This is a genomic window from Rossellomorea sp. NRS-1567, assembly GCF_050467885.1.
Taxonomy (GTDB): Bacteria; Bacillota; Bacilli; order Bacillales; family Bacillaceae_B; genus Rossellomorea; species Rossellomorea aquimaris_C.
On record NZ_JBITPL010000026.1, the window covers coordinates 15,064 to 31,357 of the forward strand.

At 41.5% G+C, this 16,294-nt stretch carries 16 protein-coding genes, 1 tRNA gene and 1 riboswitch; of the genes, 1 reads left to right on the forward strand and 16 read right to left on the reverse strand.

Annotation, left to right across the window (positions count from 1 at the left end):
* Positions 1-42: 42 nt before the first annotated feature.
* The 15 genes from clpX to ACIFOD_RS19385 form a co-directional block, all read right to left on the reverse strand.
* A complete protein-coding gene (gene clpX / locus ACIFOD_RS19315) occupies positions 43-1,314 on the reverse strand; it encodes an ATP-dependent protease ATP-binding subunit ClpX (protein ID WP_397552039.1) in 1,272 nt (423 codons plus the stop codon).
* 557 nt (positions 1,315-1,871) lie between these two features.
* Positions 1,872-3,158, reverse strand: a complete 1,287-nt coding sequence (gene tig / locus ACIFOD_RS19320) for a trigger factor (protein WP_430315933.1) — start codon at positions 3,156-3,158, stop codon at positions 1,872-1,874.
* 159 nt (positions 3,159-3,317) lie between these two features.
* Positions 3,318-4,322, reverse strand: coding sequence for a tetratricopeptide repeat protein (locus ACIFOD_RS19325; protein ID WP_430315934.1), 1,005 nt, complete (start codon positions 4,320-4,322; stop codon positions 3,318-3,320).
* Positions 4,323-4,430: 108 nt separating this feature from the next.
* Positions 4,431-4,507: transfer RNA gene (locus ACIFOD_RS19330), tRNA-Arg, on the reverse strand.
* 155 nt (positions 4,508-4,662) lie between these two features.
* Positions 4,663-5,172, reverse strand: a complete 510-nt coding sequence (locus ACIFOD_RS19335) for a metallophosphoesterase family protein (RefSeq protein WP_430315935.1) — start codon at positions 5,170-5,172, stop codon at positions 4,663-4,665.
* A gap of 12 nt (positions 5,173-5,184) precedes the next feature.
* On the reverse strand, positions 5,185-5,781 hold the full coding sequence (locus ACIFOD_RS19340) for an XTP/dITP diphosphatase (RefSeq protein ID WP_430315936.1): 597 nt from the start codon (positions 5,779-5,781) through the stop codon (positions 5,185-5,187).
* Between the two features lie 16 nt (positions 5,782-5,797).
* The gene (gene rph, locus ACIFOD_RS19345; RefSeq protein ID WP_113969535.1) at positions 5,798-6,535 is read right to left on the reverse strand and encodes a ribonuclease PH; all 738 of its coding nucleotides are present in this window, start codon (positions 6,533-6,535) and stop codon (positions 5,798-5,800) included.
* A 120-nt stretch (positions 6,536-6,655) separates the two neighbouring features.
* Positions 6,656-7,732 carry a GerMN domain-containing protein gene (locus tag ACIFOD_RS19350; RefSeq protein ID WP_430315937.1) on the reverse strand — a complete coding sequence of 359 codons (1,077 nt, stop codon included), beginning with the start codon at positions 7,730-7,732 and terminating at the stop codon, positions 6,656-6,658.
* A gap of 105 nt (positions 7,733-7,837) precedes the next feature.
* Positions 7,838-8,638 carry a glutamate racemase gene (gene racE, locus ACIFOD_RS19355; protein WP_397552032.1) on the reverse strand — a complete coding sequence of 267 codons (801 nt, stop codon included), beginning with the start codon at positions 8,636-8,638 and terminating at the stop codon, positions 7,838-7,840.
* A gap of 9 nt (positions 8,639-8,647) precedes the next feature.
* Entirely contained in the window at positions 8,648-9,103 is a 456-nt protein-coding gene (locus ACIFOD_RS19360) for a MarR family winged helix-turn-helix transcriptional regulator (protein ID WP_397552031.1), read from the reverse strand.
* Positions 9,104-9,387: 284 nt separating this feature from the next.
* On the reverse strand, positions 9,388-9,612 hold the full coding sequence (locus ACIFOD_RS19365; protein ID WP_032087424.1) for a helix-turn-helix domain-containing protein: 225 nt from the start codon (positions 9,610-9,612) through the stop codon (positions 9,388-9,390).
* Positions 9,613-9,766: 154 nt separating this feature from the next.
* Positions 9,767-10,228, reverse strand: a complete 462-nt coding sequence (locus ACIFOD_RS19370) for an acyl-CoA thioesterase (protein ID WP_397552030.1) — start codon at positions 10,226-10,228, stop codon at positions 9,767-9,769.
* 146 nt (positions 10,229-10,374) lie between these two features.
* Complete coding sequence (gene sdhB, locus ACIFOD_RS19375) at positions 10,375-11,142, reverse strand: succinate dehydrogenase iron-sulfur subunit (RefSeq protein WP_149156252.1); 768 nt, start codon at positions 11,140-11,142, stop codon at positions 10,375-10,377.
* Positions 11,142-12,905, reverse strand: a complete 1,764-nt coding sequence (gene sdhA, locus ACIFOD_RS19380) for a succinate dehydrogenase flavoprotein subunit (protein WP_113969540.1) — start codon at positions 12,903-12,905, stop codon at positions 11,142-11,144. Before sdhA ends, sdhB begins: the two co-directional genes overlap by 1 nt.
* A gap of 72 nt (positions 12,906-12,977) precedes the next feature.
* Positions 12,978-13,586: a succinate dehydrogenase cytochrome b558 subunit gene (locus ACIFOD_RS19385; RefSeq protein WP_148969863.1), complete on the reverse strand. Its 609-nt coding sequence runs from the start codon at positions 13,584-13,586 to the stop codon at positions 12,978-12,980.
* Between the two features lie 352 nt (positions 13,587-13,938).
* Here ACIFOD_RS19385 and ACIFOD_RS19390 point away from each other — a divergent pair, with 352 nt between their 5' ends.
* On the forward strand, positions 13,939-14,376 hold the full coding sequence (locus ACIFOD_RS19390) for a YslB family protein (RefSeq protein WP_430315938.1): 438 nt from the start codon (positions 13,939-13,941) through the stop codon (positions 14,374-14,376).
* Between the two features lie 95 nt (positions 14,377-14,471).
* On the opposite strand, the gene ACIFOD_RS19395 is transcribed toward ACIFOD_RS19390, so the two are convergent.
* Complete coding sequence (locus tag ACIFOD_RS19395) at positions 14,472-15,710, reverse strand: aspartate kinase (protein ID WP_430315939.1); 1,239 nt, start codon at positions 15,708-15,710, stop codon at positions 14,472-14,474.
* A gap of 192 nt (positions 15,711-15,902) precedes the next feature.
* Positions 15,903-16,081: riboswitch (Lysine riboswitch) on the reverse strand.
* Positions 16,082-16,294: the final 213 nt, after the last annotated feature.

Below are 16,294 nucleotides of genomic sequence, written 5' to 3' on the forward strand. Positions count from 1 at the left end.
AAGCCAAGAATGAAGGATCATTCTTGGCTTTTGTTTAAGCTTTTAGGCTGATGTTTTTTCTTCGTTCGGGTCGATCATGGTTCCATCTTCGAGCATTAAGTGTGGCGCCGCATCTTCTAGGATGGTTTCTTTTGTAATGATACATTTTTTAATATCATCACGGGAAGGAAGATCGAACATTACATCCAGCATCATGGTTTCGATGATAGAACGTAGTCCGCGGGCACCCGTTTTACGCTCGATTGCTTTTTTAGAGATTTCAAGCAGGGCATCTTCAGTGAACTCAAGCTCGACATCATCTAGTTCAAGCATTTTTTGATATTGTTTTACTAGCGCATTTTTTGGCTTTGTCAGGATTTCAACAAGTGCTTCTTCATCAAGAGGCTCAAGGCTTGAAATCACAGGTAAACGACCGATGAATTCTGGAATTAATCCAAACTTCAATAAATCTTCAGGTACAACTTTAGATAGAAGGGATTTATCTTCTTTTACTTCTGCGCTTTTAGGATCAGAACCGAAACCAATCACCTTTTGACCTAGACGACGTTTAATGATTTGCTCGATTCCATCAAATGCTCCACCACAAATGAATAGTACATTGGACGTATCGATTTGGATGAATTCCTGATGAGGATGCTTACGACCACCCTGTGGGGGAACGCTCGCTACCGTACCTTCAAGAATTTTCAGAAGTGCCTGCTGAACACCTTCACCTGAAACGTCTCTAGTGATTGATGGATTTTCAGATTTACGTGCTACTTTATCGATTTCATCGATGTAGATGATACCTTTTTCAGCTTTTTCTACATCGTAATCAGCTGCCTGGATCAATTTCAATAGAATATTCTCTACGTCTTCCCCTACGTAACCAGCTTCAGTTAGTGAAGTGGCGTCAGCAATGGCGAAAGGAACGTTAAGAATACGAGCAAGTGTTTGAGCCAGTAATGTTTTACCGCTACCTGTCGGCCCGATCATCGCAATATTACTCTTGGACAGTTCAACGTCATCGACTTTACTGCTTGAGTTGATACGCTTGTAGTGGTTGTATACGGCTACAGCCAGAGATTTCTTTGCCTGGTCCTGACCAATTACGTATTCGTCCAGGATTTCCCGAATTTCACGAGGTTTCGGAACGTCTTTAAATTCTACTTCTTCTTCCGTACCAAGCTCTTCTTCTACGATCTCTGTGCAAAGTTCGATACATTCATCACAGATGTACACACCTGGTCCAGCGACTAGTTTACGAACTTGGTCTTGTGTTTTTCCGCAAAAAGAACATTTTAGTTGTCCTTTTTCATCATTAAATTTAAACAATGATTTTCACCCCTTAGTTAAAACTTCATAAAATCGTGCTCTGTTTTCAATAAACGAACGATTTCTTACATCCCATTACCTAAAGTTATGTACTGCATTTTATCATATTATATGTTCGTAAAGAAATTGATACGATTCTTAAGAATCATCTTATTATGTAACACGCATTTTAGCAAATATTTTACATTGCTAGTTAGTATCTTGTCCAATTGAAGTCAGGTAATGTAAGAAATCTAATTATGTATGTTCCTGGTGAAAAATAATGCAACCCCGTTTAATAAGCTTTTTCCAAAAATAGTGGTTCTTATTCTTGTTTGATAAAACAATTAAAACTTATTAAGTGAAGCTTAGTGATTTGGCTCATTTACGCCATAATCATCAAAAGCGATAGAGCAAACTCGTTTGCTCATTCGCTTTTGATGATTATGGCTACTTTTCAGCATTGCTGAAAAGCGTGAGAAACATCCGTTTCTCACGAATGAGCCAAATCACGGGGTATATCCGCTTCATTGTACAAAACAAGGCACGAATGAATCGCGCCTTGTTTGCTATTTTTATTATGCTACAGTTTTGCTGTTTTCAACAAGGAATTCTACTGCTTTACGTACTTTAAGGTCAGCTTTAAGTGTGTCAAGGCCGCCTAGAGCTTGTTTGATGTTGTCAGCAGACATGTTGTATTGTTCAGCCATTTTATTTACTTCTTGATCTGCTTCTTCGTCGGTTACTTCAAGGTTTTCAGCTGCAGCGATTGCTTCCAGTGTAAGGTTTGTGCGAACGCGTTTACCAGCATCTTCTTTCATTTGACCTTTAAGATCTTCTTCTGATTGACCAGAGAATTGGAAGTAAAGGTCAAGGTTCATACCTTGCATTTGTAGACGTTGTTCGAATTCTTGCATCATGCGGTCTACTTCAGCTGTAACCATTACTTCTGGAATTTCAACTTCAGCATTTTCAGAAGCTTTATTTACAAGAGTTTCACGAACGGCTGTTTCAGCTTCGTTCTTTTTAGACTCTTGTAGACGTTTTTCGATTTTTTCTTTAAGTTCAGCAAGCGTTTCAACTTCTTCGTCAGCGTCTTTAGCGAACTCGTCATCTAATGCCGGAAGTTCTTTCGCTTTGATTTCGTGAACTTTCACTTTGAATGTTGCAGGCTTACCAGCAAGTTCAGCAGCATGGTATTCTTCAGGGAAGTTAACTTCTACTTCTTTCTCTTCTCCAGGTGCAACCCCGATTAATTGCTCTTCGAAACCTGGGATGAATTGACCTGTGCCTAATTCAAGAGAATAGTTCTCAGCTTGGCCGCCTTCGAATGCTTCACCGTCAACGAATCCTTCGAAATCCATTGTTACAGTGTCGCCTTCTTCAGCTTTTCCTTCTTCTTTTACAGCTAGTTCAGCTTGTTTTTCTTGAAGTGAAGTAAGTTCAGCTTCTACATCTTCAGCTGTTACTTCTGTTTCCATTTTTTCTACTTCAAGACCTTTGTATTCACCAAGTTTCACTTCTGGTTTCACTTGTACTGTAGCAGTGAAGATCAGATCTTTGCCTTTTTCCATTTGCTCAACATCGATTTCCGGACGGTCGATTGGATCGATTCCCGTTTCTTCGATTGCTTTCGCATAGGCTTCAGGTAAGATGAAATCTAATGCATCTTGGTAAAGTGATTCAACACCAAAACGTTTTTCGAACATTCCGCGAGGCATTTTCCCTTTACGGAATCCTGGTACGTTAACTTGTTTTACAACCTTTTTGAATGCTGCGTCCAAACCTTCGTTTACTTTTGCAGCTTCAACTTCAATTGTAAGTACTCCTTGGTTTCCTTCTTGCTTTTCCCATTTTGCAGACATACTGTTCCCTCCAACAATCTATAATTGATCTTGTATTTTTACGCATAGTAGTAGATAGTCCCGTATGAATCTAGCACTATCATCGTAAATATATGAAAAACTTTTACATTACAACCATTACATTATAACATACAGCCACTGTCTTTCAACAGAGAGCCTTTAAATATTAGGAGAGGAAATTTCCTCTAGTTCCGTAATTCTTGTAAGAATCCACTGAGATTGTGTGTTTTCAACCTGGTCTTTTAACTCTTCTTCAAGGATGGCATCGGCAAACATCCCTGCCGTGTAATAAGCATACACCGAAGCGATTGCTTTCGGTTCCTCCTCAAGTGTAAAAGGATAGAGAAGGAAGGTATGCCTTTTCAGTAATTCTTGAGCGTGCTGAAATAGCGTAGGATTCGTTTGGGCCAGAAGATCGTCCAATGAGTCTGTGACCATCTTAAAGAAATCAGACTCGAACACATCTTCCAAAGCGGCAGGAGACACCCGCTCCTCCAAGCCAAACTTTGCTACATCTACTTCTTTATCCATTCCATGCTCTCTTAAAACATTTAAGATCATCGTTTGCAGAAATGGATGGGCGGATGGATCCATTAAAACCGCTCGCAACTCCCCGATGAACGGTTGAATGTTACGATGAACCAGCTGTGCCACGATCAACGTCTGTTCCTCCAGGCTCTTCCCGGATAAGATAGACGATTGATCCTCTTCTGTTGATTCTTCTTCAGGAATTGACGCTTTTCCGTTCACTACTTTTTCACTGAATTGGAGAAGCTTCCTGAAATGTTCTTCCTTTTCAAAGGGCACTTCTTTTTCATCAAACAGGACGTTGATCGTGTCGACCACTTCCCTGTGCTGATGAAGCTGGATGAGAATCATCAAATACATATCAACGACTTCGAAATAATCCCCGATCCCTTCGAGGAGCATCTCTTTACATATGGATCTGGCTTTGTCGTACTGCTTGCTTTCATAAAGAGATAGCACGAGTGCAGTATTAATATCGGGATTATCAGGTTCTAATTCATAGGCTTGCGTGAGCAACTGAGAGGATTCATGAACCTCTCCTTTCTCAAGTGCCTGCACACCCTTTTCCAGCAAACGATCCTTCAATCCTGGAAACTGGACGATTTTTCCTTTTCCATTATGGTTTCCCTTAGTCATAAAACGTACCTGCCTATACTTTTTAGTTTGTATTAGTTTAGCATGATATCTTTTGGATAACAAAAAAAGCCTACCCTTTATAGGTAAGCTTTGTGTATGTAGGATTTATGGCGTCCCAGGAGAGATTCGAACTCCCGACCGTACGCTTAGAAGGCGTATGCTCTATCCGGCTGAGCTACTGGGACGTGATTTGTTTTTCAAGGACAATATTTATTATATTCACATAGCATCAATAAGTCAACAGATTTTCAAAAAAAGTTTAAATTAATTTTCCGGGACCGCTTCTCTTCTATCTGAAATAATGGAAGAGAACCCGCCGTGGCAGGTTCTCACAATGATTTTACAATTGAAAGGATTGAGTCAATTCGTCCAGAACAACATGATCTTGAGTTAAGAATGTTACCTTTATTTCCTGATCACTTGCTTCAACTAATGCGTAGGTTCGTTCTCTCCTGCCTCTTGGCAAAAGGATGCTTCCAGGATTCAAGAACAATGTGCCATTATTCATTTCTGCACCGAGTGTGTGTGAATGACCAAAGAAAACAAATTGCGCTCCAACTTCTTCAGCTTGATAACGCAGCTTCATCAGTGACATTTTAATTCCATACAGATGACCGTGCGTCACCATGATTGAATGGCCCTCTACCTTTTCAACAAGATCGTCGGGTAACCTGGCATCCATATCACAGTTTCCCCTCACAACAAGGTATGGGGATAATGCCTGGTCGTCTGCACTTAATTCAGAATCTCCGCAGTGAATCATGGCATCTACGGCAGATTGATACTTCTCTGATAGCTCCAATAGCTCTTCATTTGAACCGTGACTATCACTAACAACCAATAGTTTCATTCCGCTCACCCTTTAGATAAAGTCTGAGATTACGTTCTTAAGCTTTTTCAAGGCATTTCCACGATGGCTGATCTGACTTTTCTCGTCTTGAGATAGTTCAGCCATGGACTTTTGAAGAGTAGGAATGTAGAAAATCGGATCGTACCCAAACCCATTCGTTCCCCTCTTTTCTTGCAAAATCATGCCTTCGCATGTTCCTGTAACGGTTCTGGTTTCCCCATTGGGATCAGCAATCGCTAAAACACAGTGAAAACGTGCGGTACGGTCGGATTCTTCAACAGATTCAAGCTCACTTAATACCTTGTCCATGTTCGCCTCGTCACTCTTCTCTTCACCGGCGTAGCGTGCAGAATACACTCCCGGGCGGCCTTCGAGGGCATCGATGGCCAAACCTGAATCATCGGCTATCACCAGTACTCCCAATTCCTGCGCAACCGTTTCGGCCTTTAATATGGCATTTTCTTCAAACGTTTCACCGGTTTCTTCAACATCTTCAATGTGAGGAAGGTCTAGTAATGTTTGTACCTCATACCCGTATGGAGCAAACATATGTTGAAACTCTTTTGCTTTTCCCCTGTTTTTCGTGGCTATGATCACTCGTTTTGTCATCTACAGTCTCATCCCTTTATTGAAATCTTTTTACTATATCCCCTAATGATTGTTGCTGAATTTGGAATATCTCGTGGATTCCTTCTTGTCCAAGTTTTAACAGTTGCTTCAATTGGTCCATCGTAAAGGTTGCTTCTTCCCCTGTTCCCTGCAGCTCTACAAATTCGCCTTCACCCGTCATGATGATGTTCATATCCACCAATGCGCTACTATCTTCAATATAATTCAAATCAAGAACCGCCCCGTGCTCTTCAACAATCCCCACACTTGTGGCTGCCAAGAAACTTTTCAGTGGAAAAGAAGATATTTTTTTGCTGTCTTGAAGCTTAGCCACTGCCATTGCCGTAGCAACGAAAGCCCCAGTGATCGAAGCCGTTCTTGTCCCGCCGTCTGCTTGAATGACATCACAATCAATCCAGATTGTACGTTCTCCTAACGCATCCAAATCGACTACAGCTCGGAGCGCCCTTCCAATAAGACGTTGAATTTCCATTGTTCTTCCTGAAACCTTCCCTTTAGAAGATTCACGAATGTTTCGCGTTTCCGTTGCTCTTGGCAACATGGAATATTCAGCCGTGATCCACCCTTTCCCACTGTTTCTCATAAAAGGAGGCACTCGTTCTTCGATGCTGGCATTACAAATGACCTTTGTTTCTCCAACCGTTATGAGGACGGAGCCTTCCGGATGCTTCACATAATCTGTCTCGATTTCAATATTCCGCAATTGATTCTTTTCTCTACCATCTGTTCTCATATCATTACCTCCTGTATTTTCGTACGTTATGTAAAAACGGTCTAATCAAAAATAGAAGAGGTGGCATTATGCCAACCTCTTTTCAGATGTTTCTATAATAGTATATCAAAAAATCGTTATTTAAAAACTAATTGCATTCACATTTTCTGGTCTTGTCACTGGTTCGGTGATGGTTTCGCCGTCTTTTGACACTACCGTTGCTTCACCATTCACTAAAACAGAGACTCCTTTAATCCCTTTTTGCTCTGTCAAAGAAAGAACGAGAGAATTTAACATATGTTCAGAAACTATTTTTTCTTCAAGGCTTCCATAAATTGCTTCGTTAAAGTTCAATGTAACGGTTCCGTCTTCAAGCTTCGGATCGTCTAATAGTTTGGCACCTGTAAAATCACTTGCAAGTGCAGAAGAGTATCCTGGTCCATCAATCAACTCTTTCACAACCGCCGTGACTTCATCCACTGAATTTGAGCTTACGCGTTTAGTAACAGGCACGTAATACGTTTTATCATCCGTTTGCGATACATAATACACCGTTAGTGGTTTTGTGCTCGTAGGATCCACCACACCGGAAGTATCCACGTTAATACCGACTTTTCTCGTTAATCCTTTTTCATCAATCGGTGTTCCGTTAACAGGCATTTCAGTCAGTGGATATCCATTCACTCTAAGCTCTACTTTTTCAACTGAATCAAATTGAGTAAGCGTCCACGTGACGGATTGAAGAATTTTCTGCTCATCTTCAGGCTGGTAGTTATTGAATTCCGGAGAGAAATCGGCAATGGCCGTTCCGTCTTTAATATCGACCGTCACTTGCGTATCCGCCGGAAGCACGGCTCTAAAGCCATTCGGCAGCACATTTTGAACCGGTCCATTTACGACCAGATACTCAAGAGCTTGTTTTGCCACACTTTCTTCACCTGGGAGCGGAAGCGATTGTGAGACAACATACCCCTTTTTATCGATTAGATAAAGCTCTGTCATGACCGTTTCAGCAGTTGCTTCTTCCTTGCTCACTTCTTTTTCTGCGTCTTCTCCTTTAGCCGTATCCACTTTCTCCCCTTCTTTTAAGTAGGATAGGTCTTGAGGAGGATCAATTTTCTCTTTATCATCACCGAAACTGAGTAATCCACAACCTGAAAGATATACAGAAGAAGCTAAAACCGTTACAGCAATTGACACCTTTGCTTTTTTTGCCATTGGGAAACCTCCTAAAAGACAGTTTGTACTAACATGTATACGAGCCCGCTCTATAAAATAGACCGAAACTTTTTGAAAATAAAAGAACCATCCGATCACAAGATACTAATCCTGTAATCGAATGGTTTCTGCTTTCACTTCTCCGACTGTCAGCCAATCGGAGGCAATGCGTGAAAAGATGGCCGAAGACCCTGTGTTGAAAAAGCGGTGTTCAGGCTTTTGTACTCCCCTGTATAGGAGGTTGTAATAATCAAGAATCGTACTTACTTCCCGTGCCGTTTCATCTCCAGAGCTTATCACACTGATCTCCGGACCCATGTAGGCTTTGATCTTAGGCTGTAATAGCGGGTAGTGTGTGCACCCCAGAATCAGCGTATCGATATCCGTATCTTTAATGGGGCGGAGAGTCTCTTCTACGATTTCTTCCGCCATGGAGCTATTGTATTCTCCACTTTCTACTAATGGGACAAATTTCGGACAGGCGAGTGACGTGACATCCAAGCTGCCGTGCAGGGAGTGGAGCGCTTCTACATAGGCACCGCTATTAATCGTCCCCACTGTTCCAAGGACACCTATTCTCTTATTATGAGTATGCTTGATTGCCGCTCTGGCCCCAGGGTGAATGACGCCTATAACCGGGATGTCCAAATGGGTCTGAATTTCATCCAGCACAACCGCAGTGGCGGTATTACATGCGATGATCAGCATCTTCATATCATATTTCATGAGATATTGGGTCATTTCCCATGTGAATGTTTTCACTTCTTGAGCTGTTCTGGGTCCGTAGGGACAACGGGCTGTGTCACCAAGATAGTAGATGGTCTCTTTCGGTAGCTGACGCATCACTTCTCTGGCAACGGTAAGCCCCCCAACCCCAGAATCAATGATGCCAATTGGTTGAATCACGTTATTCCCTCATTCTGGTTTCATTTCTTGATGAAGCTTTGCTAAATTATCTTTTAATAGTAACACTTCTTGTTCGGAAAAATCCGTCAGGACACTCTGTAAATAATTTTGCCTTTTATTGATGACTTCTTCAATAATTCTTTCGCCCTCTTTTAGCATATGAATCCGGACGACCCTGCGATCATTTTCATCCTTCACGCGTTCCACCAACTGATTTTTCTCCATTCTATCCACGAGATCGGTTGTGGTACTGCAGGCAAGGTACATTCTATTTGAAAGATCACCAATGGTCATATCACCATATTCAAATAACCACTGCAGTGCGATGAACTGAGGCGGGGTGATGGTGTACTGACTCAATATTTCCCTTCCTTTTTGTTTAATGATCGATGATATGTAGCGCAGGTCTTTTTCTATATCTGCAACAACTTGTAATTCTCCAATGATTTCTTTAGAATTCGTCATGATTACTCTCCTTTTAAAATCAGAAACCGGATATGTACTCCTTATTGAAACGGGAATCGATCACATAAGACCTTCCTGTTTTAGCTTCTATTATATGATGGGACCTAAGTGACCTTTCTTTCAGCCTAGACTTCCCCTACTAGCATTTTCGCTCTTTTTTTGTAAAAATTCAAGACAAGTTCACAAATGGTCCAGAACTAAAAGAGACTGACTCTCATTCAAACATTAATAGGTATCCGCGGAAGACCCGTTAATTGTTTGTCATTAGAATCAGTCCCTTACAATTAAAGCTTGAGTTCCCCCATGCGAAGAAGCTCTACAACAGCTTGAGATCGCCCCTTCACTCCAAGCTTTTGCATGGCGTTGGAAATATGATTCCGAACTGTTTTCTCGCTAATAAATAGATCACTAGCTATTTCTTTAGTTGTTTTGTCTTGAACTAACAGTTCGAATACTTCTTTTTCTCTTTTGGTGAGCAACGGTTTGTGTGTAAAATCATTGTCCTTCAATTATGGTAACCCTCCTTGCCTTCGCCAGCTTTAAACCGCGGGGATGGGTATTGTGGTCGTCAGAATATCATATGTGAAGGGAGGGTTTAGAGTGACATAGAGGAGGAAGTTAAATGAAAAATAGGCAACGGTTTTCACAACACACTACAATGGGCTAAGAAACCGCCATTTTGCAGTCAAGCTTCGCCTTCATTTCTTCCGTCCAAGGGACACCTTTTCCAGTCTGTTTTGATATTTGGACCATGGTTCCTCTACCTGTAAAGCAAACCTCTTCTTTTTCATTCAGACCCATATAGTGTAAATCCACTGAAGATTTCCCCACACTATTCGCCTTTACACAAACCTTCAGCCGTTCGTCGAAGAATACTTGTTTGACAAAATCACATTGTAGATCTGCAACGACAGGAATCGTATCGTGTTCAGGTTTTACCCAGTTTTGCATAAATCCTTTGTGTTTAAAAAATTCGATTCTAGCTTCTTCGAAATAAGTGAATGGAATTGTATTGTTCATATGTCCAAACATATCAGTCTCGGAAAACCGAACCTTTATATGGATTGAAAATGAAAATTCTTTTTGCCATGTTGCTATATCTTCAATGTATGTAAAATGTTTCAAATTGGCTCCTCCTTTTGGGAAATGAATATAAAATAAGAAAATGAATGACCATTCATTATTTATTATAATCTTTTTCTGATAAATAAGAAACCTATTAAGGACAAAAAAAGCACTCCCCGAAGGAAAGTGCTTTTTGACTTTTACGTTTAATCAACCATATGGTCGCTTCCGAAGAAGTTTTTAAACATTTGGAAAGTGGTCTCTCTATTCAGAGCTGCAATCGATGTCGTAAGAGGAATCCCCTTTGGACATGATTGAACACAGTTTTGAGAGTTCCCACAGTTTGCAAGGCCTCCGTCTCCCATGATCGATTCAAGACGCTCATCCTGGTTCATGGCACCCGTTGGATGGGCATTGAACAAACGGACCTGTGATAATGGAGCAGGACCGATGAAGTCCGATTTGCTGTTTACATTAGGACATGCTTCCAAACAAACACCACATGTCATACATTTAGATAATTCATACGCCCATTGACGTTTTTTCTCCGGCATACGCGGTCCGGGACCAAGATCGTATGTTCCATCAATCGGAATCCATGCTTTTACTTTCTTTAAGCTGTCGAACATGCGGCTGCGGTCTACCTGCAGGTCACGAACAACAGGGAAAGTACGCATAGGCTCCAAGCGGATCGGTTGTTCCAATTGATCAACTAAAGCGGTACAAGATTGTCTTGGTTTCCCGTTGATCACCATTGAACAAGCTCCACATACTTCTTCCAGACAGTTCATATCCCAGTTAATCGGAGTAGTTTGTTCCCCTTTTGCATTGACCGGATTACGACGGATTTCCATAAGTGCAGAAATAACGTTCATATTCGGACGGTAATCAAGCTCGAACTCTTCTTGGAAAGGGGCTGTTTCCGGGCCATCTTGACGAGTAATGATAAAACGGACTCTTTTGTTTTCACTCATCATTTATTTCCCCCTTTTTTCTTAGAATAGTCACGCTTCCGTGGTGCAATCAGTGAAGTATCTACTTCCTCGTAATGGAATTCAGGTGAATTCGTTGCGGCATTGTATTTAGCCATCGTTGTCTTCAGGAATTCTTCATCATTACGTTCAGGGAAGTCAGGTTTATAGTGAGCTCCACGGCTCTCGTTACGATTTAAAGCACCGATTGTAATAACACGGGCCAGTTGCAGCATGTTCCACAATTGACGTGTGAATGTTGCCCCTTGGTTGCTCCATTTAGCCGTGTCATTGATATTGATGTTTTGGTAACGTTCCATTAATTCCTGGATCTTTTCATCTGTCTGTTTAAGCTTATCGTTATGACGTACAACGGTTACGTTATCCGTCATCCACTCACCAAGTTCTTTATGAATGACATAAGCATTCTCAGTACCATTCATGGACATGATGTTGTTCCATTTTTCTTCTTCCTGTTTCACATAACGATCGAATAGAGAAGAAGGGACGGATTCAACTGTTTTCTCAAGCCCTGAGATATATTTAATAGCATTAGGACCTGCAACCATACCACCATATATAGCGGATAGTAATGAGTTCGCCCCTAAGCGGTTACCTCCGTGCTGAGAATAATCACACTCACCAGCAGCGAATAAACCAGGGATATTGGTCATTTGATCATAATCCACCCATAGTCCACCCATTGAATAGTGAACCGCAGGGAAGATTTTCATTGGTACTTTACGCGGGTCATCACCCATGAACTTCTCATAGATTTCGATGATTCCGCCAAGCTTAATATCAAGCTCTTTTGAATCTTTATGAGATAGATCCAGGTAAACCATGTTTTCACCGTTAATACCAAGTTTTTGGTTTACGCACACATCAAAGATTTCACGTGTTGCGATATCACGGGGTACAAGGTTTCCGTATGCAGGATACTTCTCTTCAAGGAAGTACCACGGCTTTCCATCTTTATATGTCCAGACTCGTCCACCTTCACCACGTGCCGATTCACTCATGAGGCGAAGCTTATCGTCCCCTGGAATGGCTGTCGGGTGAATTTGAATGAACTCACCATTTGAATAGTAAGCACCTTGTTGATAGACGATCGATGCGGCTGAACCTGTATTGATAACAGAGTTGGTGGATTTACCGAAGATAATCCCGGGTCCTCCAGTTGCCATGATCACTGCATCAGCTGCGAACGATTTAATTTCCATCGTTTGAAGGTTTTGAGCAACGATTCCTCTTGCCACTCCTTCGTCATCGACCACGACGCCAAGGAATTCCCAACCTTCGAACTTATTCACAAGCCCTGCTACTTCATGACGTCGAACCTGCTCGTCCAACGCATATAATAATTGTTGACCAGTCGTAGCACCAGCGAAAGCTGTTCTATGATGCTGCGTTCCACCGAAACGACGGAAATCCAGTAATCCTTCCGGTGTACGATTGAACATTACTCCCATACGATCGAGTAAATGAATAATCCCCGGTGCCGCTTCAGTCATTGCTTTAACAGGTGGTTGGTTCGCTAAGAAATCCCCACCATATACTGTATCATCAAAATGTTCCCAAGGAGAGTCTCCTTCTCCCTTGGTATTAACGGCTCCGTTAATACCACCTTGTGCACATACAGAGTGAGAACGCTTAACGGGTACCAGTGAGAATAAATCTACTTGCGTTCCTTTTTCTGCTGCTTTAATTGTGGCCATCAGGCCGGCTAAACCGCCACCGACAACGATGATTTTGCCTTTACTCATCGTGACTCACTCCTTTTCCTACCATACTTCGAGAGCACTTATTTAATCTATTAGACTCGTATCTATTTCTTCTTATACGAAGGCAAAAATTGCACGCATTCCGACAACCGATAACGCTACAAAGATTCCGATCGTAACATATGTAGCAATTAATTGAGAACGAGGTGAAACTGTAATTCCCCAGCTCACGCAGAATGACCATAAACCATTCGCAAAGTGGAAGATTGTTGAAAGAACACCCAGCACATAAAACCCTAGCATAAATGGATTAGATAAGATGTTTTCCATCATTTGAAAGTTCACTTCAGCCCCAAATGCTGCTGCTACTCTTGTTTCCCATACATGCCAAGTAACAAAAATAAATGTGATTACTCCAGACACACGTTGAAGTAAAAACATCCAGTTACGGAAATAGCCAAACTTACTTGCATTGTTCTTAGAAGTGAATGCAATGTAAATTCCGTAGATTGCATGGAAATACAATGGAAGGAAGATGATAAAAATTTCAAGGATATAACGGAAAGGTAAACTTTCCATGAAGTGTGCCGCCTGGTTAAATGATTCTTCCCCGCCAGTGGCAAAATGGTTCACGACTAAATGTTGTGTTAAAAATAATCCAACTGGAATAACACCTAGCAATGAATGAAGCCTGCGATAATTAAATTCTCGATTTCCAGCCATGATTTACCCCCCTTAATGATAAAATATGAATTCGTTTTCTAATGCACTTGTAAAGTATGACTAGACGACGATACATATTTTATATTGTAACAATAATGTGACATGTTCATTTTACTCCCAAGGAGTGGAAGCGTCAAGAAAACGTATACATAATTTCGACAATACCGCAAAAATATTTTCAATTTATTGATAACAGAAAAGATGAGGTATCGTCCCGTTAAATGTTCGAAAATTCAAATAAATATTAAATAAAAGTTATATCACCAAAATATCCCAAGGTCATTTTTCAAGGTATGGGATGATAAATCCCCTTTTCATGTATATAATAGTTTTATAGAAAGAGGGGATTTACTTGGAACAGAAAAAAGAAGTAGTACATCAACCGTCCGTTCCAATCTTCGGATATGAAATGTTACGTGACATATTGATTCCAGAAATTTTAGGAAAGCATACTCCCGATATATTATACTGGGGTGGAAAACAGCTCTCTCGGAAATTCCCCCTTCAGTCATCAGAGGAACTGATATCGTTCTTCGCTGAAGCCGGCTGGGGAACTCTTACACTGCTGGAACAAAAAAAGAATGAGATGACCTTTGAAATAAGCGGACCGGTGTTAGAACGACGCCTTGCCTTAAAGTCGGATGTAACATTCAAACTGGAAACGGGCTTTCTAGCCGAACAAGTACAGTTACAAAAGAAATGTGTGGCAGAAGCTGCCGACGAACTACATAAACGAAGTCAGTCAGTGAAAGTGATTGTAAGATGGGACGAGAAAGATAAAGTAGAATAGTCCCTGCACAACCTACTACTAATACTTTAATAAAGGGTTGCCCCTATCGATGGGGCAACCCTTTTTCACTTGTCCCGTTCTCTGCTACTTTAGTATTATAACGTGATTTCTTCCATCTTCACCGCGTCCAGGTTAAAAGCAGTATGTAAGACGCCTGCTGCTTTTTGCATATTTTTCTCGTCTACGACTGCCGATACTTTGATTTCAGATGTGCTGACCATTTTCACCACGATGTCGTTTTGAGCCAGTACTTCGAACATCTCAGCTGCCACCCCTGGATTGGAGATCATACCGGAGCCGACGATCGATACTTTTGCAAGCTCACTTTCATGCTCAACATGGGTAAAGCCTAATGGCTCTTTGTTCCGTTCCAGAACAGCAAGGGTTTCCTCCAGGTCTTGTTCTTTAATAGAGAATGATAAATTGGTCGTATTCTGATCGGTCTGGCTCTGAATGATAATATCTACATTCAGGTGATTTTGGGCTAAGGTGGTAAACACTGAAGATAGTCCCGTTAATGCGTTTCCCAGTCCAAATACAGTTACACGGGTGATTTCCCCTTCAAAGGCTACGCCTCTCACGATCAGGTTTTGTTCCATGCTTGCTTCCTCCTCAATATACGTTCCTTCAACTTTTTCAATACTGGATCTGACCTCTAACGGAATTTGATAATTCTTGGCAAATTCCACTGCCCGTGGATGCAGGACGCCAGCCCCTAAATTAGCCAGTTCCAACATTTCATCATAGGAAATGGACGGTAACTTTCTTGCCCCTTTAATATAACGCGGGTCCGTTGTGTATACCCCGTCTACATCTGTATAAATATCACAGCGTTCTGCTTTCAAGGCAGCCGCGATTGCAACGGCGGTTGTATCCGACCCGCCACGTCCGAGAGTTGTAATTTCCCCCGCTTCAGTCATCCCTTGGAATCCTGCTACGATCACCACTCTTCCCGATTGAAGGTGACTCATCATCTTTTCAGTATGAATATTGGTGATCCTTGCATTGCTGTGAACGGATTCCGTCTCGATCCCTGCCTGCCAGCCTGTGAATGAGATGGCATCATGTCCGGATTGAATCAGGGCCATCGTGAGAAGCGAAATGGTGACCTGCTCTCCTGTAGAAAGAAGCATATCCATTTCTCTCTTACTTGGTTGCGATGTAATCTCCCTTGCCAATCCAACGAGTGTATCAGTCGTTTTCCCCATGGCGGATACGACGACCACAACATCATTTCCTCTTTCTTTTTCTTCTGCGATTCTTGACGCAACATTTTGAATTCTTTCCACAGAACCTACTGAAGTCCCACCGAATTTTTGAACAATAATACTCACAGCTTCTCCCTCTTTCTCAATCGAGTGCTTCGTTAAGACTCATTTTTTGATGGTGAAGAGTACAATCACAATCATCCTAAACGTTCATGGAACAGGTTCATCACCTGCGCTGGATAATAAAAAAAGCAATGAGAATAATATCTCATTGCTTAATGAACATACAGCAGAACATACTAAATAGGTTCATGGGCATTGTGAGATAGCTCTCCAAGATTGAATCATCTTGACAATCCTACATTTCTTAAACGTAGAACCAGCGGAATCGGCATGAGACTAAGACCACTTCGGCGAATCTCCCCTTTCCAGGCATCTCAACAGAGCTCATACTCCTCTTTACCTGTACTTTTGAAGTTCGCACCTCTATCACCACTTTAAAAAGTGATAATGTTATAAATTTTCGTTAATTATAGCATACAAAAAATTGTGATTCAATGCACATTTTGAAAATAAATTCATATTATTATTGATTTACATCCTAGTTTTTATTGCCAATTTGCAGGAGCGAGTAGTGGTTGATTTCCGCTCCAGGTGCTCGCTTTCCGCGGGGCGTGAGTTGAGCCTCCTCGGGCTTCGCCCTGCGGGGT